The organism is Pseudoduganella sp. SL102 (genome assembly GCF_027856995.1).
GTDB lineage: Bacteria > Pseudomonadota > Gammaproteobacteria > Burkholderiales > Burkholderiaceae_D > Rugamonas > Rugamonas albidiflava.
Map to the genome: position 1 here is coordinate 648,209 of NZ_CP115554.1, position 16,483 is coordinate 664,691.

At 65.0% G+C, this 16,483-nt stretch carries 10 protein-coding genes; 5 read left to right on the forward strand and 5 right to left on the reverse strand.

The genetic code is table 11. The annotated features are described in order from the left end of the window. Positions 1 to 200: 200 nt before the first annotated feature. The 5 genes from OU994_RS02860 to OU994_RS02880 all read left to right on the forward strand — a co-directional run bounded on the left by OU994_RS02860 (position 201) and on the right by OU994_RS02880 (position 6,692). The gene (locus OU994_RS02860; protein WP_281609556.1) at positions 201 to 1,193 is read left to right on the forward strand and encodes a LacI family DNA-binding transcriptional regulator; all 993 of its coding nucleotides are present in this window, start codon (positions 201 to 203) and stop codon (positions 1,191 to 1,193) included. 92 nt (positions 1,194 to 1,285) lie between these two features. Then, a complete protein-coding gene (locus OU994_RS02865; RefSeq protein ID WP_281609557.1) occupies positions 1,286 to 3,607 on the forward strand; it encodes a glycoside hydrolase family 65 protein in 2,322 nt (773 codons plus the stop codon). Next, the gene (gene pgmB / locus OU994_RS02870) at positions 3,604 to 4,275 is read left to right on the forward strand and encodes a beta-phosphoglucomutase (RefSeq protein WP_281609558.1); all 672 of its coding nucleotides are present in this window, start codon (positions 3,604 to 3,606) and stop codon (positions 4,273 to 4,275) included. The genes OU994_RS02865 and pgmB overlap by 4 nt, the downstream gene beginning before the upstream one ends. Before the next feature lie 61 nt (positions 4,276 to 4,336). Next, complete coding sequence (locus OU994_RS02875) at positions 4,337 to 5,599, forward strand: sugar MFS transporter (protein ID WP_281609559.1); 1,263 nt, start codon at positions 4,337 to 4,339, stop codon at positions 5,597 to 5,599. A gap of 82 nt (positions 5,600 to 5,681) precedes the next feature. After that, a complete protein-coding gene (locus OU994_RS02880; RefSeq protein WP_281609560.1) occupies positions 5,682 to 6,692 on the forward strand; it encodes a substrate-binding domain-containing protein in 1,011 nt (336 codons plus the stop codon). A gap of 97 nt (positions 6,693 to 6,789) precedes the next feature. Here OU994_RS02880 and OU994_RS02885 read toward each other — a convergent pair whose 3' ends face one another. The 5 genes from OU994_RS02885 to OU994_RS02905 all read right to left on the reverse strand — a co-directional run bounded on the left by OU994_RS02885 (position 6,790) and on the right by OU994_RS02905 (position 16,427). Beyond that, entirely contained in the window at positions 6,790 to 7,005 is a 216-nt protein-coding gene (locus OU994_RS02885) for a hypothetical protein (protein ID WP_281609561.1), read from the reverse strand. A 19-nt stretch (positions 7,006 to 7,024) separates the two neighbouring features. Further along, positions 7,025 to 7,915 (reverse strand): phytanoyl-CoA dioxygenase family protein, encoded by an 891-nt coding sequence (locus OU994_RS02890; protein ID WP_281609562.1) that lies wholly within the window; start codon positions 7,913 to 7,915, stop codon positions 7,025 to 7,027. A 174-nt stretch (positions 7,916 to 8,089) separates the two neighbouring features. Continuing rightward, on the reverse strand, positions 8,090 to 11,392 hold the full coding sequence (gene icmF, locus OU994_RS02895; RefSeq protein ID WP_281609563.1) for a fused isobutyryl-CoA mutase/GTPase IcmF: 3,303 nt from the start codon (positions 11,390 to 11,392) through the stop codon (positions 8,090 to 8,092). 290 nt (positions 11,393 to 11,682) lie between these two features. After that, on the reverse strand, positions 11,683 to 15,264 hold the full coding sequence (locus OU994_RS02900; RefSeq protein WP_281609564.1) for an indolepyruvate ferredoxin oxidoreductase family protein: 3,582 nt from the start codon (positions 15,262 to 15,264) through the stop codon (positions 11,683 to 11,685). Positions 15,265 to 15,500: 236 nt separating this feature from the next. After that, a complete protein-coding gene (locus tag OU994_RS02905) occupies positions 15,501 to 16,427 on the reverse strand; it encodes a LysR substrate-binding domain-containing protein (protein ID WP_281609565.1) in 927 nt (308 codons plus the stop codon). Positions 16,428 to 16,483 lie beyond the last annotated feature (56 nt).

Sequence of the window (16,483 nt, forward strand, 5' to 3'; positions counted from 1 at the left end):
TCTTGTAGGGATTGTCGTCTCCGGACAATGCGCTGGCGGGAACCGGCGCTGCCGTGTATTCGTCAGGCCATCTGGCCATCGTGCAAACATTGAAACGCAAAAATGACATCGATGTCAATCGAAATGCTATCGATGTCATTTTGCGTGACAAGCGTGGCCGATCTGTCATAATGCGCCGACCTTTTCCTTCAGGACGACCCATGGCCACTGCGAAGACCGAGACCGGATTGACGATGGAAGACCTGGCCGCGCTGGCCGGCGTCTCCACGATCACCGTGTCGCGGGCATTGCGCAACAGCCCGCTGGTGACGGAAGCCACCCGCGAAAAAGTGCGGCGCGTGGCCGAAGAACAGGGTTACCGCTTCAATGTGAGCGCTCGCAACCTGCGCATGGGCCGATCGTATTCCGTCGCGGTTGTTGTAGAAATGACACCCGCGAAGGGCCGGCCGATGTCCGATCCCTATCCATTGGAGTTGCTGGGTGGCATCACCCAGGAGTTGACGACGGCGGGCTACAGCGTCGTGCTGACGTCGAAGCAGTTGCTGGACACGGCACCGGTGCAGGGCGCCGACGGCCTGATCCTGCTGGGCCAGGGGTCGCATGGCGAAGCAGTGACGGCGCTGAAGAAAACCGGCCGCCCACTGGTCGTCTGGGGCGCGCCCGAACCCGGTTCGGACACGGTGGTGGTCGGCAGCGACAACCGCAAGGGCGGCGCCAGCGCGGCGCAGCGCTTCCTCGAGCAGGGCCGCACCCGGCTGGTCTTCCTCGGCGATGTCGACCATGCCGAAGTGCAGGAACGCTGCGCCGGTTTCATCGATGCGCTGGGCGGCCAGGGCAGCGTGCACATCATGCGGCCCAAGGCATTTACCTTTGAAGCGGGCTTTGCCTGCATTTCCGCCCTGCTGAAGAAAAAAAACCAGCCCTTCGATGGCGTGTTCGCCGCCAGCGACCTGCTGGCGATGGGCGCGATCCGGGCATTGGCCGAGAAAGACCTGCGCGTGCCGGAAGTCGTCTCCGTCATCGGCTACGACGATACCCCGGGCGCGGCAAGCTTCATCCCGCCGTTGACGTCGGTGCACCAGTACCTGCGCGATGGCGGCGTGCTGCTGGCAAAGAAAATGCTGGACCTGATGAACGGCCAGCCTGCCGTCTCCGAAATGCTGCCCACGACCCTGATGGTGCGGCACACCTGACCTGATGTGACGATGTAACGAATGCGCTGCCGCACGGCGGATCGCCCGCTGTGGCGCAGTTATCCAAACCGGTTTGAATGAGTGAGGAGCCTGTGATCCAACCACCGAAGCAACGCTTTGCCCCCGACCCATGGTGCCTGCGCGAAACCGCGCCCGACCCTGCCACCCATTTCCTGCACGAGACGCTGTTCGCCCTCGGCAATGGCTATATCGGCGTGCGCGGCACGGCCGAGGAGGGCTGGAGCGGGCCCGCCGGCACCTCGCGCGACGGCACCTACCTGAACGGTTTCTATGAGTCGGAGCCGATCCACTATCCGGAAACGGCCCATGCGCTGGCGAAGACCAACCAGTTCATGTTGAACGTGCCCAACGCCAAGGGCCTGGCCATCTGGCTGGACGAGGAACGCTTCGACCCGCTGCAGGGCACGCTGGACGCCTACGAACGGTCGCTCGACCTGCGCCGCGGCGTGCTGGAACGGTCGCTGCGCTGGACATCGCCTTCCGGCAAATCGATCGCCGTCCACAGCCGGCGCGTGGTCTGCTTCGACAACAAGCACCTGCTGGCGCTGGAAGTCACGGTGATGCCACTGAACTTCTCCGGCACGCTGCGCATCGTTGCCGCCCTCGATGGCGCCGTGCGCAACCTGGAAGCGGGCGACGACCCGCGCGTGGGCTCGGCAGTGTCGGGGGCATCGCTGGAACTGCTGTCGGCCGAACAGGAAGACGGCTTCAGCGCGCTCGTGCAGCGCACCCGCAACAGCGGCTTCACGCTGGTCAGCGCCACCCTGGTGGACGCGCCGGGCACCGTCCGGTGCAGCCGTGCCGGCCTGCGTCTCGAAGACGCCTGCGAGGTGCCGGCCGTACAGGGCCAGCCGGTGCGCGCCACCAAGTACGTGTCGTATCACACGTCGCGCGATTATCCGGAAAGCGAGCTGCTGCCCCGCAGCCGCGCGCTGCTCGACGAAGCGCGGCGCGACGGGTTCGATGCCCTGGCAGCCCGGCAGGCCGGCTATCTGGCCGATTTCTGGCGCCAGGCCAACGTGGAAATCGATGGCGACGACCTGCTGCAGCAAGGCATCCGCTTCAACCAGTATCACCTGCTGCAATCGGCGGGGCGCGACGGCAAGACCAACATCTCGGCAAAGGGCGTGACAGGCGAGGGCTACGAAGGCCATTATTTCTGGGATACGGAAATCTACATCTTCCCCTTCTTCCTGTACAACAAGCCGGAAATTGCCCGCGCGCTGCTGGAGTACCGCTGGGCCGGCCTGGAGGCCGCACGCCGCCGCGCGCGGCAGATGTCGCACCCGAAAGGCGCGCTGTACCCGTGGCGCACCATCGCCGGCGAAGAATGCTCCGCTTACTTCCCGGCCGGCACCGCGCAATACCATATCAATGCCGATATCGCCTATTCGATCCGCCAGTACCTCGACGCCACCGGCGACGACGACTGGATGCGCGCGCACGGCGCCGAGATCGTCATGGAGACGGCGCGCATCTGGCTCGGCATCGGCAGCATCGACCGGTACGGCCGCTTCGTCATCAATGAAGTAACGGGGCCCGACGAATACACGGCCCTCGTCAACAACAACTACTACACGAATGCGATGGCGCAGGCGCACCTGGAATTCGCCGCCGCACTGGCCGCCCGCCTGGCGACCGAATTCCCTGCGGACTTCAGCCGTATCGCCAGCGCGATGGCGCTGGAAGCAGGCGAGCCGGAAGCGTGGCGCAGCGCCGCCGCGAAGATGCACCTGCCGTATGACGAGGCCTTGGGCATCCATGAACAGGACGACAGTTTCCTGTCCAAGAAGCGCTGGGATTTCGAGAACACGCCGGCGGAAAACTATCCGCTGCTGCTGCATTACCACCCGATGGTGATCTACCGCCACCAGGTGTGCAAGCAGGCCGACGTGGTGCTGGCGCTGCTGCTGCTGTCGTCCCGCTTCGGGCTGGACGACAAGCGCCGCGACTTCGACTACTACGAAGCGGTGACGACGCACGACTCGTCGCTGTCCTCCTGCATCTTTTCCATCGTGGCGGCGGAGGTGGGCTATGCCGGCAAGGCGTACGACTACTTCATGGAAACGGCGCGCATGGACCTCGACGACACCCACGGCAATACCTGCCATGGCGTGCACACGGCCGCCATGGCCGGTACCTGGCTGGGTGTCGCGCAGGGCTTCGGCGGCATGCGCACCGACGGCGGCACGCTGCGGTTCGCGCCCACGCTGCCGGCACGCTGGCGCGGCTACCGCTTCCGCATCCACCTGCGCGGCTGCCTGCTGGAAGTCGGCGTCGCGGCGGCCGGCACCCGCTACCGCCTGGTGCAGGGCGATGCCCTGCATTTTTCCCACCACGGCAAGGCGATCGCACTGACGGCCGCCCAGCCTGAACACATGGAGGCAGCATGACCAGCAGCATAACCACCAGCATGAGCCGTGGAATGAAGCGGTACCAGGCCGTGATCTTCGACCTCGATGGCGTGATCACCGACACCGCCCGCTACCACTACCTGGCCTGGAAACGGCTGGCCGACACGCAGGGCGTGCATTTCGACGAAGCGTTCAACGAACACCTGAAGGGGATCGACCGCATGGGATCGCTCGAACTGATCCTTGCCGCATCGCCGCGCCGCTATACCGATGCCGAAAAGCTGGCGCTGGCCACGGAAAAGAACGAGCATTACAAGGAGCTGATCGCCACGATGACGCCCGCCGACCTGCTGCCCGGCGCCACCGCGGCGCTCGACGCGGCGCGTGCCGCCGGGCTGAAGATCGGCCTGGCGTCCGTCAGCCGCAATGCCTTTACCGTACTGGACCGCCTCGGCATCACTGACCGCTTCGACTATGTCGTCGATGCCGGCACGATCGCCCGGGGCAAGCCGGATCCGGAGATTTTCCTGAAGGCGGCGCGAGAACTGGGCGTGGCGCCAGGCGATTGCTTCGGCGTGGAGGATGCGGTGGCCGGCGTCGCCTCCATCAAGGCGGCCGGCATGTATGCCGTGGGCGTCGGCGATCCGCGCGTGCTGGCCGCGGCGAATGTGGTGATACCGGACCTGACGGCGTTCCGTATCCCCTGAACCGCCATCACCGATAAAACAACGATAACAAGCAAATAACAAGCAAAACCAAGGAGACACCATGCAACGGCGCCGCATCCTGTTCATCCTGTTCCTGATCTACTTTGTCTTCGCGATCCTGTTGAACAGCGTGGGCACGGTGATCCTGCAGGTCATCAGCAACTATGGCGTCGGCAAGTCCGCCGCCAGCGTGCTCGAAGGGTTCAAGGACCTGCCGATCGCGATCGTGTCCTTCCTGGTCGCCTCGTTCCTGCCACGGCTGGGCTACAAGCGGGCGATGCTGATCGGACTGGCGATCGTCACCTGCGCATGCCTGGCGATGCCGCTGGTGCCGGGGTTCGCCACGGCCAAGCTGCTGTTCCTGTCGGTGGGCGTGGCGTTCGCGCTGACCAAGGTATCGGTGTATTCCACGCTGGGGCTGATCGCCACCAGCCGCAAGCACCATGCGGGCATGATGAACACGCTGGAAGGGTTCTTCATGGTCGGCGTGCTGTGCGCGTACTGGATGTTCAGCTTCTTCATCGATTCAAGCGATCCGGCGTCGCGCAGCTGGCTCAACGTGTACTGGCCGCTGGCCGCCCTGTGCGCCGTCACGTTCGTGCTGCTGGCCACCACCACGTTCGACGAACGGCTCGCCGCGCTGCCGGCCGAACGGTCGCCCGCGCAGGATTTCGCCGCGATGCTCAAGCTGTTTTTCAAGCCGCTGGTCTGCATCTTCGTCGTCACCGCGTTCCTGTACGTGCTGATCGAGCAGAGCGTCGGCACCTGGCTGCCCACGTTCAACAACGAGATCCTGAAGCTGCCCGCGGCAATGAGCGTGCAGGTGACGAGCATCTTCGCGGCGTGCCTGGCGGCGGGCCGGCTGTCGGCTGGCGTCCTGCTGCGGCGCGTGCACTGGTATCCGGTCATGAACGGCTGCCTGGTCGGCATGGCCGCCGTCGTGCTGCTCGCCCTGCCGCTGACACATGGCGTGGCCGCGAATCCGGATGTCACATGGTTCACGGCGCCGCCGGCGGCATTCCTGTTCCCGCTGATCGGCCTGTTCATGGCACCGATCTACCCGGGCATCAATTCAGTGATGCTCAGTTCGCTGCCGCCGCACCAGCATTCGGCGATGACCGGCCTGCTCGTGATCTTCTCGGCACTGGGCGGCACCACCGGTTCGCTGGTCACCGGCTATGTGTTCGGCGCCTTCAGCGGCCACTTCGCTTTTTACCTGACCCTGGTGCCGATCGCGATCGTGCTGGTGATGCTGTTCTTCTTCCGCCGTGCCGTCGAAGGGGCCAGCGGCGGCGAAGTATCTTCCATGAACTGTCCGCGATGAGCTGTCCGCTATGAAGTGTCCGCTATGAAGCGTCCGCTATAATCGGCGGCCAGCACTGACGGCCGCCCGGCACCATCCCCGCATGAACCTGAAAGCCCTGGCCGACGCGCTCGGCATGTCGAAGACCACCGTCAGCCGTGCGCTGAACGGCTACCCCGAAGTTTCCGAGACCACCCGCGAGCGTGTGCTGGCCGCGGCCGCGGCCAGCGGCTACCGCGCCAACCCGGTGGCGCGCCACCTCGCGGTCGGCCGCAGCAACGTGCTCGGCATCATTTACCCGCTGCTGCCGGCGGACCTCGGCGATCCGATGTTCCTGGACGTGGTGGGCGGTGTTTCCGCCGCACTGGAAGCCGCGGGCATGAACTTCATCATCGTGCCCGTGTCGCCCGCCAATGAACTGCGCTCCTACCAGCAGATGGTGCAGGGGCGCCGGGTGGACGGTCTGATCGTCAGCCGCACGCAGGTGAACGATCCGCGCATCGCTTATCTGCTGGAGGCCGGCTTTCCATTCGTGGCCCACGGCCGTACCGCGAGCGCCGCTTCGCACGCCTGGTTCGACTACGACAACGCCGCCGGAATCCGCTCTGCGGTCGATGCGCTGGTGGCGCAGGGCCATCGCCGCATCGCGCTGCTGGGCTCACCCGTCATGCTCAGTTTCGCGCGCCAGCGCCGCGACAGCTTCATTGCCAGCATGGCGGGCGCCGGCCTGCAGCCGGCACCCGGACACGTGATCGAAGCGGCGATCGACCGGCGCGGCGGCCATGAAGCGATGCGGCGGCTGCTGGCGACCGACCCGCCGCCCACCGCGGTCATCGTCGACAACCACTTGTCCGGTGTCGGCGCCGTGCGGGCCTTGCTGGACGCCGGCATCGCGATCGGCCGCGACATGTCATTGATCGTCTGGGGGCGCATGGCCGATGGGCTGGCCGGCCTCGATGTCACGACGATCGACCAGCCCGATGCGGGTGCGGCGGGAACGAAGATGGGAGAGATGTTGCTGGCACTGCTGAACGGCGTGCCGGCGACGCAATTGCAGGCCTTGTGGCAGCCGGTGCTGGTGCCCGGCGCAACGGTCGGGCGTGCGCCGGATTGAAGGATCAGGGTAGACGTTCGCGGGTTGGCGTTCGAGGGTTGACGTTCGAATGTTGACGTTCGAGTGTTGACGTCCGAGAGGCAGGGCTGGGCGCTGCTCAGCCCTTCCGGCGCCGGGACGGCGCGGTGCGATCCGGTTCGTCCACTGCGGCAAGGCCGTTGGCGGCATAGCCGCCGTGCTGCAACAGGTCGGAAAAGGTGCGCCGGCGGATTTCGTCGCGCAGCAGTTCGGCCACTACCTGCGATTTCAGCAGGCCCATCTCGCCGGCCTCTTCGGCCAGGTCGCGCGGCAGGTTGATTTCGATTGTCGTCATGGGCAGCAAGGTCTCTCGGTCAGGCCAGGATCAGGCGGTTGATGTAGGGGTCGAAAGGGAAGGGGCCGGCATACGGTTCCGGTTCATACACATAGGCATAGCTGCGAAACAGCGAGTACTGAATCTGCAGCATCAGGCGGGGCTTGCCGACGGGTGGTGACCCCTTGTGCACGCCGGCGGTATCCACGGCAAAGCCGAAGCCGCGCTCGCCGACCGCCATGATCAGCCGCTCCTCGCCGTATTCGCGGCTCACTTCGCCATCGGACTGGATCTTCAGCCGTACCGGTGCGCGTGTCCGGTGCGTGCCGCGCACATACACGTGCGGGCCGTCATCCGGTCCCACGTCGGTCAGGTAGACGATCACCTTGAAGTAGCGCCAGTCTTCGGAGTCGCGGTGGAACGTCTGCAGGTCCGAGCGCTGGCCGGCTGCGGGAAACGACCAGCGCACGCCCAGCTGGGAAATCGTGGGCTTGCAGCCGATGTAGCGCTCGGCCAGTTCGAGCAGCCGGCTGTCGTTGGCCAGCGCCAGGATATGCGGGCAGCGCACGATGTCGCGCAAGCTGTATTCCGCCAGCCGCGCCGCCGGCGGCACCCGGGCCAGCGTGAAGGTGGAGGTATCGTCCTGCCGGTCCGTGAGGATCTTGTCGGCCAGGTAAGCCCGGATGTCATCGCACTGGGCAGTGGTCAGCACGTTGCCCAGCGCCGCATAGCCTTCGGCGTGCAGGCCGTCCAGCAACTGCGTGCGTGCCGGCACGGGTGCGCGCTTACCGTGGCGCACCCGTATCCAGTTGCGGAACAGGCGCACGCACAGGCCGCGCAGGGGCGGTGAAACGATGATGCGCTGGAGGTAGTACAAGAAACTGTTGGCGGGCTTGAAGCCATGTCCTGGCGTCAGTCTTGCGTATCTCATATGGGGCTCCACCGGGGCCAGGGAATGAGATACGAAGTTAGCGTGGGGGAAGATTGCGGTATTGACGCTCAGCAGTACTGCGAAGCAGGACAACGGTTGGCGGGATGAGCGGATTGATGCAGATCAGCAGGGCCGCCACGCGTGCAAGCATGTGTGGCGGCCGAGGACAAGAGCCTACATATTGCGCCGGTACTGGCCACCGGTCTCGAACAGCGCATTGGTGATCTGGCCCAGCGAACAGACCCGCACCGCGTCCATCAGTTGCTCGAACACGTTGCGGTTGTCGATCGCCGCCTGCTGCAAGGCGGCCAGGGCAGCCGGCGCGGCATCCGCGTGGCGTGCCTGGAAGTCGGCCAGCCGGCGCAACTGCGACTGCTTCTCGTCGTCCGTCGAGCGCGCCAGTTCGATGGTCTGTGGCGCTTCCACGCCCTTGGGATTGCGGAACGTGTTGACGCCGATGATCGGCAGCGAACCGTCATGCTTCCGGTGCTCGTACAACAGCGACTCTTCCTGGATCTTGCCGCGCTGGTAGCCGGTTTCCATCGCCCCCAGCACGCCGCCCCGTTCCGCGATGCGCTCGAATTCCTGCAGCACGGCTTCTTCCACGAGGTCGGTCAGCTCGTCGATGATGAACGCGCCCTGGTTGGGGTTTTCGTTCTTCGCCAGCCCCCATTCGCGGTTGATGATCAGCTGGATCGCCAGCGCGCGGCGCACCGATTCGTCGGTGGGCGTGGTGATCGCTTCGTCGTAGGCATTGGTATGCAGCGAGTTGCAGTTGTCGTAGATCGCGATCAGTGCCTGCAGCGTGGTGCGGATGTCATTGAAGTCGATCTCCTGCGCGTGCAGCGAACGGCCGGAAGTCTGGATATGGTACTTCAGCTTCTGGCTGCGTTCGTTCGCGCCGTACTTGTCGCGCATCGTCACGGCCCAGAGGCGCCGTGCCACGCGGCCGAGCACGGTGTATTCCGGGTCCATGCCGTTCGAGAAGAAGAACGACAGGTTCGGCGCGAAGTCGTCGATGTGCATGCCGCGCGCGAGGTAGGCTTCAACGAAAGTGAAGCCGTTCGACAGCGTGAAGGCCAGTTGCGAGATCGGATTGGCCCCGGCCTCGGCGATGTGGTAGCCGGAGATCGACACCGAGTAGAAATTGCGCACGCCGTGATGGACGAAGTATTCCTGGATATCGCCCATCACCTTCAGCGAAAACTCGGTGGAGAAGATGCACGTGTTCTGTCCCTGGTCTTCCTTCAGGATATCGGCCTGCACCGTGCCGCGCACGTTCTGCAGCACCCACGCGCGGATCTTCGCCGCCTCGTCGTCGGTTGGCTGGCGGCCGTTCTGCGCCACGAACTTGTCCAGCTGCTGGTCGATCGCCGTGTTCATGAACATCGCCAGGATGGTCGGCGCCGGGCCGTTGATCGTCATCGATACCGAGGTGGACGGGTTGCACAGGTCGAAGCCGTCGTACAGCACCTTCATGTCGTCCAGCGTGGCGATCGATACGCCGGAGTTGCCCACCTTGCCGTAGATGTCCGGCCGCGGAGCCGGATCGGCGCCATACAGCGTCACGGAATCGAAGGCGGTCGACAGGCGTTTTGCGTCGAGCCCCTCGGAGACCAGCTTGAAGCGGCGGTTGGTGCGGAACGCATCGCCCTCGCCGGCAAACATGCGGGTCGGATCCTCGCCCTCGCGCTTGAAGGCGAACACGCCCGCCGTGTACGGGAACGAGCCGGGCACGTTTTCCAGCATCAGCCAGCGCAGCAGCTCGCCATGGTCTTCGTACTTCGGCAGCGCCACCTTGCGGATCTTCGTGCCGGACAGCGTGTGCTGCACGAGCCCGGTGCGGATTTCCTTGTCGCGGATTTTCACCACGTATTCGTCGCCCGCGTAGGCCGCCTGCATGTCCGGCCACATGGCCAGCAGTTTCTTGGCGCCGCTGTCCAGCGCGTGATCGCGCTCGGCGATCACGTCGTCGAAGTCGGCGCCCTTGCCGGCGGCCGCCAGCATGCGTTTCGCTTCCGTCAATTGCTGGCGTTCGCGTGCCAGCACGGCCTGCCGGCGCACCTGCTTTTGGTAGCCGCGCACGGTGTCGGCGATCTCGGCCAGGTAGCGCGCCCGGGCTGGCGGCACGATCACGTTCTTGCCGGACGAGAAGCGCACATCGACGCGCGGCAACTGGCCCGGCTGCGTGCGCAAGCCGAACTGCGCCAGCTTCGGCAACAGGCCGTGGTACAGCGCGGTCACGCCATCGTCGTTGAAGCGCGATGCCTGGGTGCCGAACACCGGCATCTCGTCCGGCTGGCTGGTCCACAGCTCGCGGTTGCGCTGGTACTGTTTCGCCACGTCGCGCAGCGCATCCTGCGCGCCCTTGCGGTCGAACTTGTTGATGGCGATGAAGTCGGCGAAATCGAGCATGTCGATCTTCTCGAGCTGGGAAGCGGCGCCGAATTCGGGTGTCATCACGTACATCGACACGTCCACGTGCGGCACGATCGCGGCATCGCCCTGGCCGATGCCGGAAGTCTCCACGATCACGAGGTCGAAGCCGGCCACCTTGCAGGCCCGGATCACGTCCGGCAGCGCCTGCGAAATCTCCGAGCCCGCCTCGCGCGTGGCCAGCGAACGCATGAAGACACGATGCCGCAGTTCGCCACCCTGGTGCCACGGATTGATCGCGTTCATCCGGATGCGGTCGCCCAGCAGCGCGCCGCCGGATTTGCGGCGCGACGGGTCGATCGAGATCACGGCGATGTTCAGGGCATCGTCCTGGTCGAGGCGGATGCGGCGGATGAGTTCATCGGTCAGCGACGACTTGCCGGCGCCACCGGTGCCGGTGATGCCCAGCGTGGGCACGCGCAGCGCATCGGCGGCTTCGGCCAGCTGCCGGCGCAGCGCCGCGTCGGCCTTGCCGTTCTCCAGCGCCGTGATCAGCTGGGCCAGCGGGCGGTGGCGCTCCACGATGGCGCCATCCTGGAGCGGTGCCAGCGACGTGGGCGAGTACTGCGACAGGTCGACGTCGCATTGCTGCACCATCCAGTCGATCATGCCTGCCAGGCCCATGCGCTGGCCATCTTCGGGGCTGAAGATGCGCGTCACGCCATACGCATGCAGCTCGGCGATCTCGGCCGGCACGATCACGCCACCGCCGCCGCCGAACACCTTGATGTGCGCGCCGCCGCGCTGGCGCAGCAGGTCGATCATGTACTTGAAGTATTCGACATGGCCGCCCTGGTAGCTGGAGATCGCGATGCCCTGCACATCCTCGGCCAGCGCGGCCGTCACCACTTCGTCGACCGAGCGGTTGTGCCCCAGGTGCACCACTTCCACACCGTGCGACTGCAGGATGCGGCGCATGATGTTGATCGACGCATCGTGCCCGTCGAACAGCGAGGCGGCGGTGACGAAACGTACCTTGTTGGCCGGCCGCGGCGGTTGCGCATCGGCGGCGAGGGTCTTGGCGGAAGTCAGATCGTTCATGGAGTTCCCTGAGAATTCTGGCGGATCGCGATGATCCGATTATATGTCGCAATGGAGTTACGTTGACGTAAACGTAAATTAGCGCAAGAAGTTGCCCGAAAACCGGTGACAGGCTCCGATTTCCGGGAAATATTTCCCGGAAAATGGTGACTGTCACCGTTTTTATGTAAATCGGAGCCTGTCACCGGTTTTATGTAAATCGGAGCCTGTCACCGGTTTTATGTAAATCGGAGCCTGTCACCGTTTTTGTAAATCGGCCTGTCACCGTTTTTGTCACCGTTTTTTGCCGGTCATGCGGCGTGCTGGTGCGAGCCGCCGAAGGCCGCCAGCAGGCGGGCCTGTTCGGCGTGGTAGGTCTCCACTGCCTTTTCCTTCACATGCCCGAAGCCGCGGATCTTTTCCGGCAGGGCCGCCAGTGCCACGGCGGTGTCATAGTTCTCCGGCGTCAGGCGTGCCAGCACGTCGGCCATCACCTGCCGGTACTGGCCGATCAGTGCGCGTTCCATCCTGCGCTCCGCGGTGCGGCCGAAGATGTCGAGCGGGCCGCCGCGCAAGCCCTTCAGGCGCGCCAGCACCTGGAAGGCCTTCCACGTCCACGAACCGTATTCGGCTTTCACCAGCCGGCCCTGGGCATCCTTCTTCGCGAACACCGGCGGCGCGAGGTTGAATTTCAGCGTGAAGTCGCCTTCGAACTGGCTCTTCAACTGTTCGACGAAGCGGCCATCCGTGTACAGCCGCGCCACTTCGTATTCATCCTTGTAGGCCATCAGCTTGGCCAGCGCTTTCGCCACCGCGATCGACAGCCGTTTCGACGGCATGCCCAGGGCGGCTTCGCGGTCGCGCACCTGTTCGACGAATTGCTGGTACAGGCCGGCATAGGCGGCATCCTGGTAGCCGGTCAGGAAGTCGACACGCTTGCGCAGGATGCTGTCCAGGCTTTGCGGCATCTGCACCACCACCGCCTGCGCGGGCGTGGCGATCGATTCCACACGTTTCACGTCCACTGCCGCGCGCCGTCCCCACAGGAAGCTTTTCTTGTTCGATTCGACGGCCACGCCGTTCATCTCGATCGCGCGCAGCAGCGCCGCCTCGGTGAGCGGAATGCGGCCGCGCTGCCACGCATAGCCCAGCATGAACAGGTTGGCGGCGATCGAGTCGCCCATCAGCCCGGTCGCCAGCCTGGTCGCGTCGACGAAATCGGCGGCACCGGCGCCGCCCACCGATTCCTCGATCAGCGCGCGCACATCCGCCACCGGGTATTCCCAGTCGGCATTTTGCGCGAACGTGCCGGGCGGCTGTTCGTGCAGGTTCACGACGGCCAGCGTGCGGCCCGGGCGCATCTTGGCGATGGCATCCGCCGCGCCCGTGGTCAGCATGTCGCAGCCCAGCACGAGATCGGCCTCGCCGGTGGCGATGCGCTGGGCGCGCAGGTGCGCCGGCGACTGCACGATCTTGACATGCGATGTGACGGAGCCGTTTTTCTGCGACATGCCCGTCATGTCCAGCACCGAGGCCCCTTTGCCCTCGAGGTGCGCGGCCATGCCCATCAGCGCGCCCACGGTGATCACGCCGGTGCCGCCGATGCCGTTGATCAGGATGTTGTAGGGCTGTTCGCACGCCGGGATCATCGGCTGCGGCAGGGCGCCCCAGTCTTCGGTGTGGGTCTTGTCGGCCTTCGATTTTTTCAGCGTGCCGCCTTCCACGGTGACGAAGCTGGGGCAGAAGCCTTTGACGCACGAGTAATCCTTGTTGCAGCTGGACTGGTCGATCGTGCGCTTGCGCCCGAACTCGGTTTCCTTCGGCAGGATCGACACGCAATTGGACTGGATGCCGCAATCGCCGCAGCCTTCGCACACCGCCTCGTTGATCACCATGCGCTTGTCCGGATCCACCAGCTCCTTCTTTTTCCTGCGGCGCCGTTTCTCGGCCGCGCAGGTCTGGTCGTAGATCAGCACGGTGCAGCCGGCAATGTCGCGCAGCTCGCGCTGCACCGCATCCATCTCCTTGCGGTCGTGCAGCGTCACGAACGCGGGCAGGTTCGAGCGGTCCGCATAGCGGGACAGGTCTTCCGTCACCAGCGCGATGCGCTTCACGCCCTCGGCGGCCATCTGCTGCGCGATCATCGGCACCGACACCGTGCCGTCGACCGGCTGGCCGCCCGTCATGGCCACCGCATCGTTGTACAGGATCTTGTAGGTGATGTTCACCCTGGACGCCACCGCCGCGCGAATGGCGAGATAGCCGGAGTGGAAATAGGTGCCGTCGCCCAGGTTCTGGAACACGTGCGGGACGGAGGAAAACGCCGCTTGCCCGATCCACGGCGCGCCTTCGCCGCCCATGTGCGTGGTCAGCTTGTTCATGTCCGGGTAGATCGACGTGGCCATGACATGGCAGCCGATGCCGGCCAGCGCGAAGCTGCCTTCCGGTACCTTGGTCGATGTGTTGTGCGGGCAGCCGGAGCAGTAGAACGCGGGCCGGAACGGCGTGCTGATGGCCTTCTGCAGCACGGCATCCTTGGCATCGAGGAACACTAGCCGCGCCTTGATCTGGTCGCGGACATGCGGATCGGCCACATAGCGCTCGATGCGCGAGGCGATCACCCGGGCCACCTGGGATACCGAGAAATCGGCCTTCGGCGGCAGCAGCCATTCGCCGCGAGGCGCCACCCATTCGCCCTTGTCGTCGAACTTGCCGATCACGCGCGGGCGCACGTCGTCGCGCCAGTTATACAGCTGTTCCTTCAGCTGGTATTCGACGAACTGGCGCTTTTCTTCCACCACCAGGATCTCGTCCAGCCCCTGGGCGAATTCGCGCACCGAATCCGGTTCCAGCGGCCAAGGCATCGAAACCTTGAACAGGCGCAGGCCGACCCTGGCCGCCATCGCCTCGTCGATGCCCAGTTCTTCCAGCGCCTCCAGCACGTCCAGGTAGGATTTGCCGGAAGCGATGATGCCCAGCTTCGCATCGGGGTTGTCGATCGTCGTGTGATTCAGCTTGTTTTCGCGCGCGTAGGCCAGTGCCGCATAGATCTTGTAGTCCTGCATCAGCGCTTCCTGGTTGCGCGCCTGCCGGCCCAGCGGCACGTTGGACAGCCGCGCATTCAGGCCGCCTTCGGGCATGTGGAAGTCCTGTGGCAGTTTCACCTGCACGCGGAAGGGATCGGCATCCACCGACGAGGAGGATTCGACCGTATCGGCCAGCGCCTTGAAGGCCACCGCGCAGCCGGAAAAGCGCGACATGGCCCAGCCATGCACGCCGAGATCGAGGTATTCCTGCACATTGCACGGGTACAGCACGGGGATCATGCAGGCCGAGAAGATATGGTCTGACTGGTGCGGCAGTGTCGACGAATAGGCGCCGTGGTCGTCGCCCGCCACCAGCAGCACGCCGCCGTGCCGCGCCGTGCCGGCATGGTTCATGTGCTTGAAGACATCGCCGCAGCGGTCCACGCCCGGGCCCTTGCCGTACCACATGGCGAACACGCCATCGTATTTCGCCGGACCGACCAGGTCGACCTGCTGCGAGCCCCAGACAGCCGTTGCCGCCAGGTCTTCGTTCACCCCCGGCACGAACTGGACATGGTGCGCCTCGAGGTGCGGCTGCGTCTTCCACAGCGTTTCATCGAGACCGCCCAGCGGCGAGCCGCGATAGCCGGAAATGAAGCCAGCCGTGTTCAAGCCAGCAGCCATGTCGCGTTTGCGCTGCATCAAGGGCAGGCGCACGAGGGCTTGTATGCCGGAGAGGAAGATCTTGCCGGAAGTGGCGGTGTACTTGTCGTCCAGGCTGACGTCGTTCAGGCGGACTGGCTGCGGGCCGTTCGCGCCGGGAAGCGGGGCGGCGGCACCGGGACCTTTGACCGAGGTATCGGGCATGGCTTGTCTCCAAAATCTTGTTTCGGTTGCGCCTGTGCCATCGCACTTCGGGTAGAAACTGTCCGGCCCAGGCCACTGTCGGATCCGTGCGGTCTTGTGCCGCTCTTTGCCGGATCCGTTGACCGCCCTGGTAGGCAGTCATCGAATCAGTGTACGCCGGGGTTGACGTATGCGGAAATAGGGTTTGGGGATGGGGGTATAAGAAAAAGTGATGGCTATGCCACCACGGCACGGCATTACCGCAGCTGGGCGCCCGGCCATGCGCCGCTGGTGCACAAGCGGTGCACCACGTCGAGCGCCAGCCGGCTGATCGCCGTGGCGGCCGTGGTCGGCGGCAGGTTGCGGGAAGCACACAGCACCACCGTGCGTGAAATCGCCGGCTCGCCAATGTCCAGCCAGCGCATCTGGCCGCGCTCGATTTCCGGCAGTACCGGCGCCACGGGCAGGATGGTGGCGCCCATGTCCGCCATCAGGGCCGACTTCAGGATCGCGATCGAGTTGATTTCAATGACGCCCGCGGTCGCCAGCCCGGCGGCATGGGCCACGGCCTCGATCCGGGGCCGCACGCCATGCTGCAGTCCGGGCAGGATCAGTGTGGTGCCCAGCGCCTCGGCGAGTGACACGGCGGTGCGACCCGGGAACCACGGTGCATCCGCGCGGCAGATGTAACGCAGCGCCTCCTCGGCCAGCGGGATGGTGGCGAAAGGCGTCAGCTGGCCGTCATCGAACAGCACGGCCAGGTTGACCCGGCCGGACTTCAGCTGCTCGGCCAGGTGGCCGGTCAGTTCTTCCGTCAATTGCAGCGTGATGTCGGGATACTGCTCGCGTGCCGCCGCCAGCAGCGGCAATGCCAGGGCGGCTGAGATGCTGTGCGGCAGTCCCAGCGTGACCGTGCCGGACGGCCGGGCGGAGTGGCTGACGGCGGAACGGGCATCCTCGACCTGCTTCAGGATCGCCTGCGCATGCTCGTAGAACACCTTGCCCGCATCGGTACTGTGCACGCCCTGGGCGCTCCGGTGCAGCAGCAGGGCGCCCAGCTCTTCTTCGAGCTGGCGCAATTGCTGGGTCAGCGCCGGTTGCGCCACGTGCAGTACCCCGGCGGCCCGGGACAAGGAGCCGTGTTCCACTATTGCAACAAAATACCGCAACTGGCGCAGTTCCATGTTTCTCGCAGGGTTATATTAATACTTTTCAGAAACGTTTTGCTATACTGGGCTGT